This is a genomic window from Thermoflexus sp. (genome assembly GCF_042408365.1).
Taxonomy (GTDB): domain Bacteria; phylum Chloroflexota; class Anaerolineae; order Thermoflexales; family Thermoflexaceae; genus Thermoflexus.
Map to the genome: position 1 here is coordinate 1 of NZ_JBHOQJ010000195.1, position 17,677 is coordinate 17,677.

12 protein-coding genes are annotated in these 17,677 nt (G+C 63.1%); 7 read left to right on the forward strand and 5 right to left on the reverse strand.

Annotated elements, in window-relative coordinates:
- The 4 genes from ACFMO5_RS09210 to ACFMO5_RS09225 all read right to left on the reverse strand — a co-directional run.
- Nucleotides 1-729: sensor histidine kinase (locus ACFMO5_RS09210; protein WP_376792457.1), on the reverse strand; the 729-nt coding region annotated here is incomplete at its 3' end.
- Nucleotides 730-802: 73 nt separating this feature from the next.
- Complete coding sequence (locus ACFMO5_RS09215) at nt 803-1,603, reverse strand: alpha/beta fold hydrolase (RefSeq protein WP_376792458.1); 801 nt, start codon at nt 1,601-1,603, stop codon at nt 803-805.
- 342 nt (nt 1,604-1,945) lie between these two features.
- On the reverse strand, nt 1,946-2,413 hold the full coding sequence (locus ACFMO5_RS09220; RefSeq protein ID WP_376792459.1) for an NUDIX domain-containing protein: 468 nt from the start codon (nt 2,411-2,413) through the stop codon (nt 1,946-1,948).
- Between the two features lie 51 nt (nt 2,414-2,464).
- Nucleotides 2,465-3,520, reverse strand: a complete 1,056-nt coding sequence (locus ACFMO5_RS09225) for an alpha/beta hydrolase family protein (RefSeq protein ID WP_376792460.1) — start codon at nt 3,518-3,520, stop codon at nt 2,465-2,467.
- A 196-nt stretch (nt 3,521-3,716) separates the two neighbouring features.
- On the opposite strand from ACFMO5_RS09225, the gene ACFMO5_RS09230 reads away from it, so the two are divergent.
- From ACFMO5_RS09230 to ACFMO5_RS09260, 7 genes are all read left to right on the forward strand, one after another.
- On the forward strand, nt 3,717-4,712 hold the full coding sequence (locus tag ACFMO5_RS09230) for a prenyltransferase (RefSeq protein ID WP_376792461.1): 996 nt from the start codon (nt 3,717-3,719) through the stop codon (nt 4,710-4,712).
- A 390-nt stretch (nt 4,713-5,102) separates the two neighbouring features.
- A complete protein-coding gene (locus ACFMO5_RS09235) occupies nt 5,103-6,482 on the forward strand; it encodes an ATP-binding protein (protein WP_376792462.1) in 1,380 nt (459 codons plus the stop codon).
- Nucleotides 6,483-7,995: 1,513 nt separating this feature from the next.
- Nucleotides 7,996-8,463 (forward strand): SsrA-binding protein SmpB, encoded by a 468-nt coding sequence (smpB, locus tag ACFMO5_RS09240; RefSeq protein ID WP_376792463.1) that lies wholly within the window; start codon nt 7,996-7,998, stop codon nt 8,461-8,463.
- 155 nt (nt 8,464-8,618) lie between these two features.
- Nucleotides 8,619-9,449 carry a hypothetical protein gene (locus tag ACFMO5_RS09245; protein WP_376792464.1) on the forward strand — a complete coding sequence of 277 codons (831 nt, stop codon included), beginning with the start codon at nt 8,619-8,621 and terminating at the stop codon, nt 9,447-9,449.
- A gap of 2 nt (nt 9,450-9,451) precedes the next feature.
- On the forward strand, nt 9,452-10,240 hold the full coding sequence (locus tag ACFMO5_RS09250; RefSeq protein WP_376792465.1) for a mechanosensitive ion channel family protein: 789 nt from the start codon (nt 9,452-9,454) through the stop codon (nt 10,238-10,240).
- 27 nt (nt 10,241-10,267) lie between these two features.
- Nucleotides 10,268-10,951 carry a hypothetical protein gene (locus tag ACFMO5_RS09255; RefSeq protein WP_376792466.1) on the forward strand — a complete coding sequence of 228 codons (684 nt, stop codon included), beginning with the start codon at nt 10,268-10,270 and terminating at the stop codon, nt 10,949-10,951.
- 251 nt (nt 10,952-11,202) lie between these two features.
- The gene (locus ACFMO5_RS09260) at nt 11,203-17,163 is read left to right on the forward strand and encodes an Ig-like domain-containing protein (RefSeq protein WP_376792467.1); all 5,961 of its coding nucleotides are present in this window, start codon (nt 11,203-11,205) and stop codon (nt 17,161-17,163) included.
- Between the two features lie 157 nt (nt 17,164-17,320).
- Here the strand turns inward: ACFMO5_RS09260 and ACFMO5_RS09265 are convergent, their stop codons facing one another.
- The gene (locus ACFMO5_RS09265) at nt 17,321-17,650 is read right to left on the reverse strand and encodes a hypothetical protein (RefSeq protein WP_376792468.1); all 330 of its coding nucleotides are present in this window, start codon (nt 17,648-17,650) and stop codon (nt 17,321-17,323) included.
- Nucleotides 17,651-17,677 lie beyond the last annotated feature (27 nt).

Here is a 17,677-nt window from a genome sequence, read left to right on the forward strand (position 1 = left end):
CTCCGGCAGTTCCACCCGCACGACATGTCCCCGCCTCTCCACCTCCGTCTGAACCCGCCGCATGGCTTCCTGCAGGGCCTCGTCCAGGGCCACCGGCTCGATGCGCAAACGCAGGCGCCCGGTCTCCATGCGCGAGTGCTCCAATAGATCTTGGACCAGGCCGGCCAGACGATCGATGTTCGAACGGATCATCTCCAGGAAGCGCTGCTGGGTCTCGATGAGGGAGCCGCCCATCCCTTTGAGCAGGAGATCGGCATATCCCTTGATGCTGGTCATGGGCAGGCGCAGCTCGTGCACCGCGGTGGAGAAAAAGACGGCGCGCGCTTCCCGTTCCTGGGCAGCGGATAGAGCGAGGGCGATGAGGAACCCAGCAGCCCTCCAAGCGGACCCATCCGCCAGCGCCTTGGGATCCGCCCCGCGCAGCCCCAGCCACTCTGTGACCCCACCCACTGGGATGGGCAGGAAATTCACTGCATCCTCTTCCCGTCCATGCCAAGCCAGTTCCTCCTTGGGTTCCATTAGCCCCCAATCCCGCTCCCAGAACGCCGGGTCGCCCAGCACGGCCCGACCCCGCCAACCTTCGCGTTCCCGGACAAGGAAAGCCCCATCTGAGGCCCCAGCCCATGTCACTGCCCACTTCAAGGCGGCGCGGCGGATCTCCTGGGGATCCGTGAGACCATATAGCATGCGAGCCAGTTCTTCCAATGCATGGATCCCAATCGCTGCCATCTCATCCCTCGCAGAAGCGCAAGCGATCCTGATATCATAAACCGACTTTATCACATTTGATCCGGCTCCATGATCAGCCTCTCACTTCTGTTAGGAACTTCAGCAAAATGCGGTTGAACGTATCCGGGTTATCAGCAATGATGCCGTGGCCACTCCCTTCCACCACAATATGCCGGGCGCCGGGGATCCCCCGCGCTAAGGCGTGTTGGACAGATGGCGGCACCGTGGTATCCTCCGCGCCCGTTACCACCAGAACGGGCATTCGCAATTCGCTTAAACGGCTCCTTGTGTCAAAGCGCATCAGGGAACGCAAAGCGGACCGATAAGCGCAAGGATTGGTCTGAGCAATCCACCGGCTGAGGTTTTCCCGCAAAAGTTCCTGATCAGGCTGGGGAAAGATACGCCAGGCCACCATTTCAGCCTGTCCCTTTGGGCCGATCAGGTTGATCAGGATCCATCGGGTTAGGAAATAAAGCCAGCCGCTCAGGCTCTGCGGGCGCATGTGGGAAAATGTGCTCACCAACACCAAGGTGCACACCATCTCCGGGTGGTCCAACGCCAGTTGCTGGGCCACCGCCCCGCCCATCGAGATGCCAACGACATGGGCTGGCACAGCGCCCATCCGTTCCAGGAAGAGCGCCATGTCCTCCGCCATCGCCTGGACAGTCACTTCTGGCGGGGCACTGGAGCGGCCAAAGCCCCGCATGTCGGGGGCCAGCACTCGGTATCTGGCTTCGGCAAGAGGGTCGAATTGAAAGATCCAGGATTCGCCGCGGGAGCCCAGGCCGTGCAATAGGAGAACAGGCGGCGCGCCGGTGGGATTCACCTCCTCGTAATAGAGGCACAGGATATCTGAGAGGTCAATCGCGGGCATGCTCATCTCCCTCTTCATTGTTTTTCTCCCTTCCCCCGACCAGAAGGGCCGTGGGAAGGAAGGAGAGGGGGGAAGGGCCACCCGTTTACTCCAAAAACAAACGGAAGAAGCACTACCGGATTCGGGTTATGCTATGGAGAATCATAAAGTCGTTTATGGTTCGCCACAAAGCGAAGCAGATGCCATGATCCACTGGAGAGGGCAAAAACCTCCCGCGGGCTTAGAACCCGCGGGAGGTTTTGATTACAGGACTGGGTTCACGACTCGCCCGACGAATAAAACAGCGCCGGTTTCAATATCCCGGATAAGGACCCCCTGTCCCCTCATCGAATACCCAAAGCGCTATAAATCCCGCGGGTAGCTCATGAAAAACAGCTCCCCGGTTTCTCGGAACCGAAGCACCCGCGGCCAGAGGGCCGGGAAATCCTCGACAACTGGGAGCTCCAGGACGCGTTCGACGGGCACCCACTCAAGCGTCCCTTCCGAGCTCGCTGACACCGGCAGGCGCTCCGGGACTTCCCCGGTGAAGACCGCGAGAAGCACCCCGGGGGATGTGTGGGTATCGATCAGGACCAGCCCTGCCAGGCGGAGCGTTTCAATGCTGATCCCGGTCTCCTCCGCAATCTCGCGATGGGCCGCCTGGCGGAGATCCTCCCCAGGCTCCACGTGACCGCCCACCCCGTTGTAGCGATTCGGGAAAACTTGTCGATTCGGTGCCCGCCGGATCAGGAGCACCTCATCCCCACAGAACAGGAAACAAAGGACACGGGGGATGACCGCCCATCGTCCGCTTCCAATCCCTTGATCCATAAGCCCCATCCGCGTTTCCCCTCGTTCTTTAATGGTTTACAGGCGGATGCTTTAGCGACCGCTCAGATGCTTCTGGAAGAAAGCGATCGCTCGCTGCAACAAGAGGCGCTCGGCCGCGCTTCCGGCCGGGAAGGTGTGAGGCTGGCCGGGATACTCGAACCATTCCACCGGCTTGCCCAGCGCCCGCAGGCGCTCGTAGAGCTCCCGCGACCATTCAGGCGGCACCGTGGTATCGGCCGCACCGTGGTGGATCTGAATCGGGGCGGTGATGTCCTGGAGATAGAAGACCGGCGAGATCCGCTGTAACGCCTCCATGGGAACGCCCAGCTCCTCCCGCCCCGCGCGGCCGCCGGACCATTGGAGGATGCGCTCGAAGTTCTTGCGCTCATCGGCGCTCATGGACCCGTAGAGGGCGGCGGCCTTGACCGCCTCGGGTCGAACCACCAGGACCCGCAGGGCGATCCCTCCGCCCATGGAGTGGCCGAACAGAGCCACAGCGTCCGGTTGCGCCCATGACAGGGTGGGCAGGAGGGCGATCAGGTTCAGCACATCGATGGCGTAACCCACCCGGAAGGGATTGGGGCCCTCATCGGACGGTGGATGATTGCGATAATTCGGGTGAAGGACCAGGAACCCCGCCCGGGCGAAGGCGTCGGCGTATCGGGTGGTATAGGCCAGGGTCGAATACCGTTGAGGGTCCACGTAGCCGTGCAGAACGATCACCACGGGGAAGGGTCCATGGCCACGGGGGACGTTCATGAAGCCGTAGATCGTCAGCCCATCGCTGGGATAGGTGAAGAGGGTACGGGTGAAGGCGGGCGTGACCGCCAGAACTTGCTGGATTTCAATCGATCCCCCTCCATAAGCGCGTCGGCGGAGCGCCTCCACGGTGAGATCGGCATAGGGGTCCGCCGTGGGGGTAGGGGAAGGGATCGCCGTCGCCGTTGGCAAGGGGGTTGGAGATGGACGGCTCTCCCTCGTCCGGGTCGGGAAAGCGGTGGGCGGCGCGGGCGATCCGGCGGGGGCCACCTGCTTAGAGCAGCCGGATCCCAGGACCCCTATCATGAGGCCCACCCTCATCGCCATCTCAATCCATCGCTTCCTCACTTCGGCCTCCGAGAGCGTAAGATAGGATATACTTTATACGCAATCAGGCGCTTTTTGACCTCACCCTTTCTACTCCCCCCTGAGGCCAATGGCCGCGACGGAAGCGGATGGGAATGATCGAGGATCCATCAGGCTCACAAAAGCGATCGGCGGCGATGTATTTCAAACACAACGATGCATGATGGAGGAAACCGAGATGTGGCGCAACTGGCTGGAAGTTTACCGCACCTGTAATTTCCGAGCCGATCGGCCGATGGATCCCATATCGAAGTGGCTCCTCGTCGTTCGCTGCTGCGTGTTCCCCATGACGTTCATTTCCGCAGCGATCGGGGGGCTGCTGGCGGCCTCCGCGGGCCGGTTCGAGCCATTGCCCTTCCTGTTGTCTACTGTTGGATTGTTGTTGGCTCATGCGGCCAACAACATGATTAACGATTACTTCGACCTCGAAACCGGACTGGATTCTGGGGAATACGTCCGGGCCCAGTATGCGCCCCACCCGATCCTCTCCGGCCTGGTCACGCGCCCGCAGCTGCTGCGGGCGATCCTGCTGGTGAATGCCCTCGACGCGCTGATCGCCCTATATTTGACGATGCTACGGGGTTGGCCGATCCTGGCCTTCGCCATCGTTGGTTTGTTCATCAGCGTATTCTATGTAGCGCCTCCGATCCGGTTGAAACGCATCGGGTTGGGGGAACTGGGTGTTTTCCTGGTCTGGGGGCCTCTGATGATCGGCGGCACTTTTTATGCCACCACCGGAATGTTGCCCGCGTGGGTCTGGTGGGCCTCCCTCCCCTACGCGATGCTGGTGGCCACCGTCCTCATCGGAAAGCACATGGATAAGGCGGAGCAGGATCGGGCACGGGGGATCTATACCCTCCCGGTTTTGTTAGGAGAGCGAGGGGCACGGGCCCTGAATATCGGCCTGATGATCGCTTTTTATCTGGTGGTCCTGGGGTTGGTGCTCGCCCGGGTGCTGGGGGTGTGGGTGTTGCTCATTTTGCTCAGCCTCCCGCGCCTGATGGAGGTGTTGCGGACTTACCTGCGGCCGCGCCCGGCCGTCCCGCCCCCGGGCTATCCGGTATGGCCGCTCTGGTATGTCTCGTGGGCGTTCGTGTTCAACCGCCGTGCCGGCGCGTTGTTCCTCGCTGGGCTCCTCCTGAATCTCGTTCTTCCGGTTTACCTTCCAGGCTGATCCCCGCCTCCTCTCTCGCGACCCGGAAGGCCATGGGGGAGGAAGGGCGGGGGAACACCGGTCCGATGGAAGCCCACGTTCGGAAACCGGAGGGCCCGGATGGTGATGCTCCGGAACGTCTGCCGCGCTGCGATCGGTATATAAATGTGGATACCATTGATGGGGGCGACCTTCAGGGTTTGCCCGTTCTCTAACGTGATTCCCACCGCACTGAATCTGGGTTTCGGGTTTCGGCGGCGAGGCCGCCAAGGCCAAAAACGTATCCTTGTTTATCTCGGCCGCCCATTGACATCGTGCGCTCAGCACCAGTATCAGGGCGCTGATCCGCCCTGGGCGACCTTCCCATGCATTTGGTAAAATGCACCTTGAATCTGTGTGAGGAACGCGATGATGAATGCTCCCGTAAGCTCTCAGACCGAAGCGCCAACGTCTTCAAGAGTCGCTCCACCGACGGAGCCTGCTTTCATTCCCCCGATGCCCCGAACGCTGGAGGAAACCGGGCTTTCCCCTGCCTTGCTGGCCGATCTGGCTTTGAAAATCCTTTACAACGCCGGCTACCTGACAGGAGGGCAGCTCTCTGAACGCCTTCACCTCCCCTATACGGGGGTGACCGAAGTGATCCTGGATTTCTTAAAGCGCGAACAGCTGGTGGAGGTGCAAGGGGCCAAGGGGGTAGGTGAGCAGGCGTATCAGTATGCCCTGACCGCGCGCGGCCGTGATCGAGCCCAGGAGGCGCTGAACCGAAGTCAGTATGCCGGCCCGGCCCCGGTCCCCCTCGCTGCCTACAGCGTCGCCATGCGCCGTCAATCCCATAAAGGGACCCGGGTCACCCCACGGGTGATGCGCCAAGCATTAAACCACCTGGTCCTGAACGATCGGGTGTTCCACAAGATCGGCCCAGCCATCAACTCCGGAACCTCGATTTTTCTTTACGGCCCGCCGGGCAATGGAAAGACCTCGATCGCGGAGGCCATCGGGCATCGGGTTTTTGAGGGCATCATCTATATCCCTTACGCAGTCGAAGTTGGGGGATTCATCATCAAGGTTTTCGATGAGGTGAACCACGAACCGCTCTCGAACCATCGGAGCGGGCAGACGGGGGTGCTGAAAGTCCCAGCGGACGCCCGATGGATTCCCATCCGACGGCCCTTCATTATGAGCGGGGGTGAACTCACGCTGGAGATGCTGGATCTGACGTGGAACGAGGTCAGCCGCTATTATGAAGCGCCTCTTCAGATGAAGGCCAACGGAGGCGTGTTCCTGATCGATGATTTCGGCCGTCAGCAGGTGCGCCCACGGGATCTGCTCAACCGCTGGATCGTCCCTTTGGAGAAGGGGGTGGATTATCTGACCCTCCACACGGGCCAGAAGTTCGAAATCCCCTTCGAGACACTGATCATCTTCTCCACCAACCTGAACCCGCGGGATCTGGTGGACGAAGCCTTCCTGCGGCGGATCCGGCACAAGATTGAAATCACTGATCCCACGCCGGCCGAGTTCCGGGAGATCTTCCGACGCGAGTGCCAGGCCCGAGGGATCCCTTACGATGAGCAGGCGTTGGTCTATCTCATCCAGGAATGGTACATCAAGCGCCGGCGCCCGCTTCGCGCGGTTCACGCTCGGGATCTGCTGGCCCATATCCAGGATATCGCCTCGTATTTCAACGTCAAACCGACGCTAAGCAAAGAGCTGATCGATCGGGCCTGCGAGGCTTATTTTGTGGAGATGGGTGGAGCTCCGAGCGCCGCTTCCCCAGCGAAACCGGGATGAGCTGGGCGTCTTGCACATCCGCTTCTTCGTGAGATAAAAAGGCGGGCCGGGCGTCTTCGGTGCCCGGCCTGCCCCCGAACATCCCCACCCTATACTTCGCGTTCCAGCCTGCTTCCCCGTTCTGTTTTGCCAGCATCCTGGGATCGAGAGGTCCTCCCTTCGGTGATCTGCCGCCCAGGAACATACTGGTATGCTTCAATGAGCAGCGGCTTCAGTTCAGAGAAATCGAGCGAATCGGGATTGAGAGGCCGGAAGACAGCCTCGCGGAAACCCCTGTCGTGTCTTTGCAATACCCACGATTGACCTCGAAAGCTCCTGGCTGTGCCCTCGGGCAGTTTGAGTCTTAAGTTCCAGGCATATGTTCCACCCCAACCCACACTGAACACCATCCTGTTTCCAAGCTTGAAGCCAACATAGTACTTGTTCAGATTGTACGGTAACCCCCACCCCTGCTCGACTGCCAGTTTGGCCACGACTTCCACCGCATTACGGAACTGTGCCGTCGCCTCCTTTCCGTGCTCACCCTCATAGAAACCCCAATCCACTCTCCCATCACCCTGGTCACACCCACCTCGGGCAGGGATTAGGATTCCGACACCTTAACAACGATGAACTCTTCCTCCTCAAAGCCATACCGCCTGACCATCAGATCAATGGGATAGCCGATCTTACCTGCTATACGAGGCACGGTGCTTTTGAAGGGAGGGGCGATCAAAATGATGCGAAGGTCCAGGTTTTCCCAATTCGGCTCGATGTCCTCAGGCTTATTCTTGCGCTCCAGCCAAATCGAATGTCCGAGCGCTTGTGGCAGAATATTTTCATCGGCTTCTTTTCTTAAGCTCTATAATGCATATCCGCGCATCCTGATCCACCCCCAACATATCCGGGATTCCCTGTTTGGTGCCTGTGCGAATCTGGCGGTGGATAATGTGGAATCTCTTGATTGTCGAATATATACTGCTCCAATTCTGTTTCGGAGGCAAAGGTCCTCTCGGTCAAACTACATATCTGATCTCGGGGTTTCCAATACAAATTGGACATCTCATCACCCCACATATTGCAAATGTTGTGGCCGTACTAGATTCCTATGACAATAGCCTGACAAGCTGCGCTTTACCAGCAACGCTGACAGCGATGTTAAGTGGAAGCGCGGGTTGGGGCGCTTCTTTCGAGTGGATCGATCCACTCCCCCCGTGCACACTTGGCGGGAACGGGCAGGCTCGCCGGGCCAGACCTGCGTTCATTCAATGAGTCAGCTACCGCACAGGCCAGGCAGGCTTTTCAGAGTTCTCCCATTGGCAAGATACAACTCAGACATTAGCGCCCGCGCTTCCTCCCGGGGACCCCTACCCTCCCCATTGGCGCGCCACGCACTTGCCGATATGATTAGTAAGGCGGTGAAGCCCGCCCGGACGCTGGGGCCCGAACCCCATGGGGATCCGGCGGATCGCCCGGGCGGAACGACGGGCTGTGGATCCCCGATCTTTCGTTTTCAGATCAGGATGGCTTGAACATGAAAAAATCGCAGTCTGTTCAAGTGATGGCCACAAATTCTAAGGCCTACCACGACTATCACATCGAGGAAACCTACGAGGCCGGCATCGCTCTCACCGGGAGCGAGATCAAGTCGATCCGGGCGGGGAAGATCTCCCTGCGGGAAGGCTATGTGCTTCCTCGGGACGGCGAGCTGTGGCTGATGAACGTCCACATCGCGCCTTACGAGCCGGCCGCGCGGGACAACCCGGATCCTCGCCGGCCCCGTAAGCTCCTCTTGCATCGCCACGAGATCAACCGCCTGATCGGTAAGGCCCAGGAAAAGGGATACACCATCGTGCCCCTCAGGGTCTATCTGAACGAACGTGGCTTCGCCAAGGTGGAGATCGCCTTGGTCAAAGGAAAGAAGCAATACGAGAAGCGCCGGGCCATCGCGGAGCGCGAAGCCCGTCGGGAGGTCGAACGGGCCTTGAAGGGGATCGATTGAGACCGAGGATGGCCCCTACTATAGGCGTTCGCATCCTGGTGTAGGGGCACCCCTTGTGGGTGCCCTTCATGGGCAGGCACAAGGCCTGCCCCGACAAAGGGTATCCACGTCCTGGTGTAGGGACGTCCCTTGTGGGCGCTCAGGGAAGGAGCGCGATGTCGGTCGAGATCCTGCACGATCGCTTTGTGGTCGATGGACGAGCCCTCGTCTCTATTCGGGAGATCAATCGCCTGCCGGCGCCGATCCGGCAGGCGATCTATCGTACGCTGATCCCGGATTTCCTTTTGGAACGTTACGGCATCGATCCCCTCACCTTGGCCGATCCCGATGGGCGCCCCCTAGTGGAGATCGAGGCCGCTCCAGGAGGCCCCGATGTCCAGATCCGAATCTGGCGACGGGCGGACGATCAGGATCCGCTGGTTTACCTGCACTTCGCGGAGACGCTCCATAATCGGATCATCGTCCTGCTCTTCATGACCAACGATCCGGAGTCCCCCCGCTTCGATGTGGATCGGGACTGGCAGGGCCGGCCGACGAAATACGGGACGATGAGCCGGAACATCGAGGCGGAGATCGCGGCCATGCAGTTCGGCCTGGCGCCCGGCCAGGTGCGGCAGGGCCTGCGCCTGACCAAATACATGCTCCCATTGTTCGAGCGATTCATCGCCCGCTTGGGCCATGATATGTTCCTGGTGGAGCCCCTGGCTTATCACGCCGCCATCCTGTTCGAACGCTACGGCTGCGGGTATATCCAGGGGCGGACCAAAATGGAGTGGATCCATCGGGAGTTCCAGCCGGGCGGGGAGCTCTATCGTCGCCTGGACGGCTCCACGCCGTTCCGCCAGCCGGGGATGGAGCGAACGGTGCGCGGCCGCTCGTGGGCAATCTACGACGGGATCCTCGGCGAGCCCTTCGACGGCGTCCATATGTATAAACGGGTGGGGCACCACGCCGGGATGTGCACCTTCCCCGATGCGATCTGGTAGCGATGAAGGACCTGACGGTGATCTCTCGGGAGATCCTTGAAACCTCGTTGCGCGCGCTGATCATCCTGGTCCTCACCGGGCTCCTGTGGTGGGGGATCGGGCGGTTGGTGCACGTTCCGCTTCCCAAGGTGGACCCGGAGCGGGCCCGACGGATCGAGGCAGCCCTCTCCCTGATCCGCAGCTTATTGCGCGCCGTGCTTTTGGCCGTGGCTCTCCTCACATTGCTTTCTCTCCTCGGCTTAAACCTCGCCCCCATCCTGACTGGGGCTGGGATCGCGGGGATCATCATCGGCCTGGGTGCCCAGAGCCTGATCCGGGATCTCATCGCCGGCCTGATCATCGTGCTGGAGGATCCCTTCGGGATCGGGGAGACCGTTCGGGTGGCAGGGGTAGCGGGGACCGTGGAACGGATCACGATGCGGGCGACGTACCTGCGGGATGCGGATGGGACGCTCCACGTGATCCCCAACAGCATGCTGGGGGTGGTGAGCAACCTCAGCCGGGATTGGGCCCAGGTGGGGGTCGAGCTTCCGCTGCCGCGGGACTTCCGACTGGAACATCTAGAGCTCCTGATGCAGTCGGCCGCCGAAGCCCTCGCCCAGGATCCCGAGGTCGCAGAGGCGTTGTTGCAGCCCCCCGCGTTCGCGGGGATCGAGGGGATCAGCGAGACGGCGATCACGGTGCGCATCGAGGCCCGGGCGCGCCCGAGGGCGCGCTGGACAGTCGCCCGACGGATGCGGTATCATCTGGTGCAGGCGTTGCAAACGCTGCATTCACAGCAGGTGGAATGAGAGCTCAGCGCATCCCAGGAGGGATCAATGCGTAGCAGAACATGGCGCGATCTCGGGATCCTCATCGGCCTGCTGGCCGCTGCCTGTCAGGGCGCGCCGTTCGGGGGTGCACCGCCCACGGCCACCTTCCCACCCACCCGCACTCCACGTCCCACCGCGACAGCCACTTCCACGCCTACCGTCACGCCCTCCCCGACCGCAACGTTCACCCCGACGCCGACCGATACCCCTACACCGACGCGCACGCCCACGCGGACCCGGCCTCCGTTCACACCGACGCCGCGCCCGACGGCGACGCCCGTCCCTTCCCCCACCCCGGCCTTCGATTTCTACCCACAGTCGATGTCGCTCGCTCCGAACTGCGGGACCGTCTACATGGAGGGTTACATCCGGGACGCCGCCGGCAACCCCATCGACGGCGTGTGGTATCGCCTGCGGATGTTCTTCCCCTCCGGCGGCGGCTATGAGCAGGTCTGCCTCTCGCCGGGGGATGGGAACTGCGAGGACTACAAGCAGAGCGGCGGCCGGGCGCCGGGGATGTGGGGCTTCGCCCCGTTGAACCCGGCGGATTATCACAAGCCCTTCCGGTTCATCATCGAGATCGTGGAGAGCCCGGGCAACCCCCGCCCGCTCTCACCACAGGTGGTGATCGACCATCAGGACTGCAACCTGGCCGGCCAATATATCTTCGACTGGAAACGCCGATATTAATTCCCAGCACTCGTTTAGCCGGGATGCTCGCCGCTTAGGGGCGCCCTGGCGCCTTGCGTCGTCCGACGGGACTACCGCCCGGCTGTGAACGGGGAGAAAATCAGCTTGAAGACGTGTGGGGAGGCCCTTGGCCTCCCCACACCTAAGGATTCCCTAAATCGTGGGGGGTTTTAGGGTAGGCGGGTTCACCGAAGGCGGCCTTGCCCACCCCAAAATCCTTCAACTTCCCCCAGCCAGGAAAGGAGCCCAAGATGTTCGCACGACGCGGGCTATCCCAAAAGGTGTTCCTCCCCCTCATCCTGTTCATGATCCTCGAGGCCTGTCGTCCCACCCCGACTCCAACCCCTACCCCTGTGGTCTCTAAGCTCCCCCCGATCCTGGTCACCCGTACTCCGGAGCCTGGACAGGAAGTCACCCCCGAGATGCCCTTACGCCTGGTCTTCAGCGAGCCCATGGACCGGGCCTCCGTGGAGGCGAACCTGCGAATCATCCCGGCCGTCGCCGGCCGGTTTGCGTGGGAAGCCGGGGATCGGATCGTCCGTTTCCTCCCCCAGGTCCCCTGGAAGCCGGACGCTGAATACGAAGTCCGTCTGGAGAACGCGCGGGCTCGCAACGGACACCCTCTTGCCCGCCCGGTCGCCTTCCGCTTCCGAACCGCTTCCCCGCTGGCTGTGGTGGAGGTGATCCCCACCCCCGATGCACGGGATGTAGACCCCCGGGCCCCGGTGACGGTGGTCTTCAACCGGCCGGTGGTCCCGCTTCGCAGCGACCTGGCCCCGGGTGATCTCCCACAGCCCCTGGCCTTCGATCCTCCCATTAAAGGCACGGGCCGCTGGATCAACACAAGTATTTACTCCTTCCAGCCAGAGGGAGCGTGGGAGGCAGGGCGTACGTACACCGCCCGCGTGGTGGCTGGGTTGAAGGACCTCACCGGGGTCGCTCTCGAGAAGGATTACACGTGGAGCTTCACGATCCGCCGCCCGGCGGTGCGGGATTATGCGCCGAAGCCCGGCCGGCATATGGACCTGGATCTGAGCACGCCGATCTCGATCACGTTCAACATGGAAATGGACCGGGCCTCGGTGGAATCCGCTTTCTCCATGCGCGAGGGCGCGGAGGACGGCCCGATCGTCCCCGGCCGGTTCACGTGGATCAGCCAGACCCTCGTTTTCCAGCCCGCCCAGCCTCTCAAGCTGGAAACCCGCTACTTCGTTCGCTTGGAGCAGCGCGCGGCCGCGCCTTCCGGGGCCACCTTGGACGGATCCGTGGCCTGGGCCTTCACGACCCCCGCCTACCCCCGCTTGCAGAGCGCCAACCTGAGCGCCGAGGGGCTGACCCGCCTCGACCCGGATTCCTCCATCGAGCTTCGCTTCAGCTCCGGAGCCATCCGCCCAGAGACCATCTGGCCGAACCTCCGCTTCGAGCCGCCGATCTCCATCACCCAGGTGTACACCAACTGGAATCCAGAGAACGGCGTGTTCATGCTCTCCGGCCGCTGGCAGCCGGGAACAGTCTACACCCTCACCGTAGGCCCGGATATCACGGATCGTTATGGGAACCGGCTGGACCGCCAACACACGTTTACCTTCGCCGTCAACCACCTGAACCCCTTGGCTTATCTGAACATCGGCAGCCCGTATTCACCGATCGCTCTGGTGGGGACCTACACGGAGACCGCCGCTTTCCTCTCCACCCGGAATCTGAATCAGGTGGCGTTCACCCTCGCTCGGTTGAGCCTGGAGCGGTTCGTTGCCCTGAGCCGGGATCCGGAGGCCGTTTTTCATTACACGGCCCCAGCGGAGGAGCTCGTAGCCCGCTGGACGTTCACGGTCCCAGAGGTGATCTCCGACGTCATCATGCTGAACCGTGTCCCGTTGGGCGGCCCGGCCCGGCGGACCCTTCCCACCGGGCTTTATCATCTTCGAATGGACGCCTCGGTCGCTCCGGGGGATCGACCCGGCCGCTATTTGCTGGCCGTGGTGAACCTCAACGTGGTGGTCAAGATCGCCCCGCAGGAGGCCTTGGTGTGGGTCACCGACTTGGCCTCCGGCCGCCCGGCGCCGGGCGTGCCCGTTCGGCTGTTCGAAGCCCAGGAGGGCGAGGCCTCCGCAGCATCTCTGCGAGCGCTGGGGGCCGGCGTCACCGACGCCCAAGGTCTGGTTCGTTTCTCCTGGTCGGATCCGGCTCCCCTGTGGCGGGTGCGCGTGGCGGTGGCCGGGACCCCGGGCGGCCGCTTCGGGATCGGGGCCAACACCTGGTCCGACGGCATCGAGCCGTGGGCCTTTAACCTTCCTGCGAATTACGAGCCCGCCCGCTTCCGGGTCTACTGGCAGACGGATAAGCCGATCTACCGTCCCGGCCAGACGGTGCGCTTCAAGGCGATCGTACGCACGGACGACGATGCTCGTTACAGCCTGCCGCCCACCCGGACGCTCCCCATACGCATCCACGACCCGGAGGGTCGGGAGGTTTATTCCGCGACCTTGACCCTGAACGACTTCGGCACGGCGGAGGGATCCTTCCCATTGGCGGAGGACGCGACGCTGGGCCCTTATACGCTGATGGCCGACCTCCCGCCCGGGCTCTACTATCACTCCATCTCCTTCCTGGTGGCCGCCTATCGGCGTCCGGAGTTCCGGGTCAACCTGTCCACGGACCGCCCGGCCTACGTCGCCGGCGAGACGATCCAGGCGCTGTTGGAAGCGACGTATTACTTCGGCGGGCCGGTGGCTGGGGCAAAGGTGGAATGGACCGCCCGCGCCCGCCCCTACTTCTTTGAATACACTGGGCCGGGATATTACTCCTGGTCCGACTTCGACCCCTACAGCGCTTACGAAGGGGAAGGGGAAGAGCCCATCGCCAGCGGGAGCGGGACCACCGACGCCCAAGGGCGCTTTCTCATCCGCCTTCCCGCGGATTTGGGGAAGCGGACTGGGAGCCAGGTGGTGATCCTGGAAGCCAGCGTCACGGATCCCAATGATCATCTGGTGGCCGGCCGGACCGATGTCGTGGTCCACGCGGGCCGCTTCTACATCGGTCTGCAGGCGGAGCGCTATGTCGGGGAAGCCGGCCAACCGCTCACCTTCACGGTTCGGACCGTGGATTGGGAAAGCCGCCCGGTGGGGGATGTGGCCTTGGCATGGACCGCCTACCAGCGCCAGTGGTTTAGTGTGTTGCAGGAGACCGACCGCGGGCCGCTCTGGACCTGGACCTACAGCGACACCGCAGTGATGAGCGGCACACTCCGAACCGACGCGGAAGGCTTGGGACGCCTGGCTTTCGTCCCGCCCGATCCCGGGACCTATGTGGTGAAAGCGGAAGGGGTCGATGCGGAAGGCCGTCGCGTCCGGAGCGCGGAGTTCGTTTGGGTCTCCGGGCGCGGCGCGGTCGCTTGGCGCCAGGAGAACAACGATCGCATCGAGCTGGTTGCGGACCGCCGGGAGTATGCGCCGGGGGACACGGCTACTATCCTCGTCCCCTCCCCTTTCACCGGGACGGTGACCGCTCTCATCACTTTGGAGCGCGGGCGGATCCGGCGGGCGGAGGTCCGCACGCTGGAGGGGAATGCACCCACCCTGGCCATCCCGCTTTCCGAGGAAGACGCTCCCAACGTCTTCGTCTCCGTGATCCTGATCCAGGGGGTGACGCGAGAGAACCCCGCCCCGGGCTTCAAGATCGGAATGGTGAACCTTCCGGTGAAGCCGACCCGCCAGGCCCTGCGCGTTGAGCTCATCCCGGATCGGGATGTGGCCGCCGGCGCCCATTATGGCCCCCGCGAGACGATGACCGTCACCGTCCGCACCACCGACGCCGATGGCCGCCCGGTCCCGGCGGAGGTCGCGGTGGCCGTTGTGGACGCGGCTGTGCTGGCCCTAGTGGATCCCAACGCCCCGCCCATCATCGAGGGGTTCTATGGCCGGCGCGACCTCTCAGTCCTCACCGGGGTCTCCCTGGTTTACAACCTGAACCGGGTGACGGTGCGGATCGCCCGGGAGCGCAAGGGCGGCGGCGGAGGGGCCGAAGCGGCTTTCGGGGAGATCCGGCGGGAATTCCCAGACACCGCCTACTGGAACGCGATCCTGCGGACCGACGCCAACGGAACAGCGGTCTTCTCCGTGCGCCTGCCCGATAACCTGACGACATGGCGCATCACGGCGAAGGGGGTCACGATAGACACCCGCGTCGGCGAGGCCACACTGGATGTGATCAGCACCAAGGATCTCCTGATCCGCCCCAGCGTGCCGCGGTTCTTCGTGGCGGGGGATCGGGTCACCCTGGGCGCGGCGGTCCATAACAACACCGCTCAACCGCTGCCGGTCACAGCCCGCCTGGAGGCGCGGGGGCTGACGCTGGAGAGCCCGGCCGTCCAAACCGGTGAGCTGCCGCCGGGCGGCATGGCCCGCTTCGAGTGGACCGGGGTGGTGGAGCGGGTAGAGGCGGTGGATTTGACCTTCTACGCGGAAGGGGGCGGATTCCGCGACGCCACCAAACCGACCCTCGCCCGGCCCGACGGCATGATCCCGGTGCTGCGATACGTGAGCCTGGAGACCGTAGCAGCGGCTGGGATGCTGGAGACGCCGGAGCCCCGGCTGGAGATCATCGCCATCCCGCCGGAGCCGGAGGTTACGGGGGGAACGGTGACCCTGCGGCTCTCCCCCTCCCTGGCCGCGACGGCCCTGGATAGCCTGACCTGGCTCCAGCACTTCGAGTACGAGTGCACGGAGCAGACGATCAGCCGTTTCCTGCCCAACATCACGACCTATCAAGCGCTCCTCCGCCTGAACCTGGCCCGCCCGGATCTCGAGGAGCGCCTCCGCGAGCAGATCGCTGTCGGGCTGCAAAAGCTGTATGCGGGCCAGCACGCGGATGGCGGTTGGGGCTGGTTCACCTCGATGGAGAGCGATCCGCTCACCACCGCCTACGCCGTGTTCGCCCTGGCCCAGGCCCGGGCCAGCGGGTTCGCGGTGGCCGATGACGTCATCGAGCGCGGGGTGGCGTTCCTGCGCCGGTCCCTGGAGGCGCCGAGGGATCTGCCCGCGTGGAAAGCCAACCGCCAGGCCTTCGTGCTGTTCGCCATGGCCGAGGCCGGCGCCGGGGATGCCGGCCGGATCGTCGCGCTGTGGGAGGCCCAGAAAGAGCACCTGGCCTTGTATGCCCGGGCCTTCCTGGCCATGGCCCTCGGCCGCGTCCAGGCGGACCACCCGCTGATCCCCACGTTGCTGAACAGCGTGCTGGAGCAGGCGCACGTCACGGCGACGGGCGCGTTCTGGGAAGAGCGGGGATTGGATGACTTCAACTGGAGCACGGACACCCGGACCTCCGCCATCGCCTTGCTGAGCATATTGCGCCTGGACCCGAAGAACCCCATGGCCTTCCAAGCCGTGCGGGGGTTGATGGCCGCCCGCCGGGCCGATCGATGGGAGACCACCCAGGAGACGGCCTGGGCCCTGATGGCCCTCACCGAGTGGATGATCCAGAGCGGCGAGCTGGAGGGGAACTACGCGTGGACCGTGCGCCTGAACGATGAGACGATCGGATCCGGGACGGTGGACCCGGCCCATCTCCAGGAGACGGTCACCCTGCGCCAGGACATCGCCGGGCTGTTGCGGGAGGTCGGCAACGCCGTGGAGCTCTCCCGCAGCGCCGGGCCCGGGGTGCTTTACTACACCATCCATATGGCGTTAGAGGAACCGGTGGAACGGATCGCGCCGCGTTCGCGGGGCCTTACCCTGAGCCGCCAATACCTCCGGCTGGACGACCCGTGCCTGAAGGATCGGCGGCAACCGTGCACGCCGGTTACTTCGGCCCGCGTAGGGGATATCCTGACCGTGCGGCTGACGCTGGTGGTCCCCCGCGTGGTGCACCACGTGGTCCTGGAGGATCCGTATCCAGCGGGGGCCGAAGCGATCGATCCGTCCTTGAAGACCTCGCCCACCATTGGGCGGCCACCGGAGCTACGGCAGGTGGACGTGGCGGATCCCTTCGGGGGCTACAAGTGGTGGGGTTGGTGGTGGTTTGGGCACACTGCGCTCTATGATGATCGGGCAGCGCTGTTTGCGGAATATCTCCCACCGGGGACTTACGAATACACCTATTTGATCCGGGCCGGGTGGGCGGGCCGGTTCCAAGTGCGCCCCGCGCGGGCCTATGCGTTCTACTTCCCGGAGATTTACGGCCAGACGGAAGGGACCTTGTTCGAGATCACCCGGTGAGGGTCTAATCCTTCGGCGCGAGTGCCGAGCGAAGGCGGCCTTTTTGTCGCGGCGGCCTTCGCTCGGCCTTCATCGAACGGTGGGTCATGCCGATTGAAATCGCCCTCTCGGAGCCTGCGGCCAGGGGTTGGCCTTCGTCGATCCCAGCCCGGGAGTCTTACGCAGCAGCGTTTCCTGTAGAACGCAACCTTCGGGCGGCGGCGATCTCTGCCGCCCGCTTGGTGTATCCATGCGAATCCGGCCCATTATAATCATTGAGAAACCACGCAACAGTCTGCTTGAGCCAAATTCCCAAGGGTGTGGGTTCGAATTTCAAATCGCGCTTGACCTGGGCAATATCCGGAACAAAGCGCTCGTTGACGAACGGCGCTTCGAAATCTGATAAATCGGGTTGCTGGCGAATCCACGACCAGGGAGCGAAGACAATCTTTGCCTCTTGTCCCAGTATGTCGGCTATTGCCTGCACATAATCCGCGATGGAGAGCATCTCCTCCCCAGCCAAGCGGTTGTACTA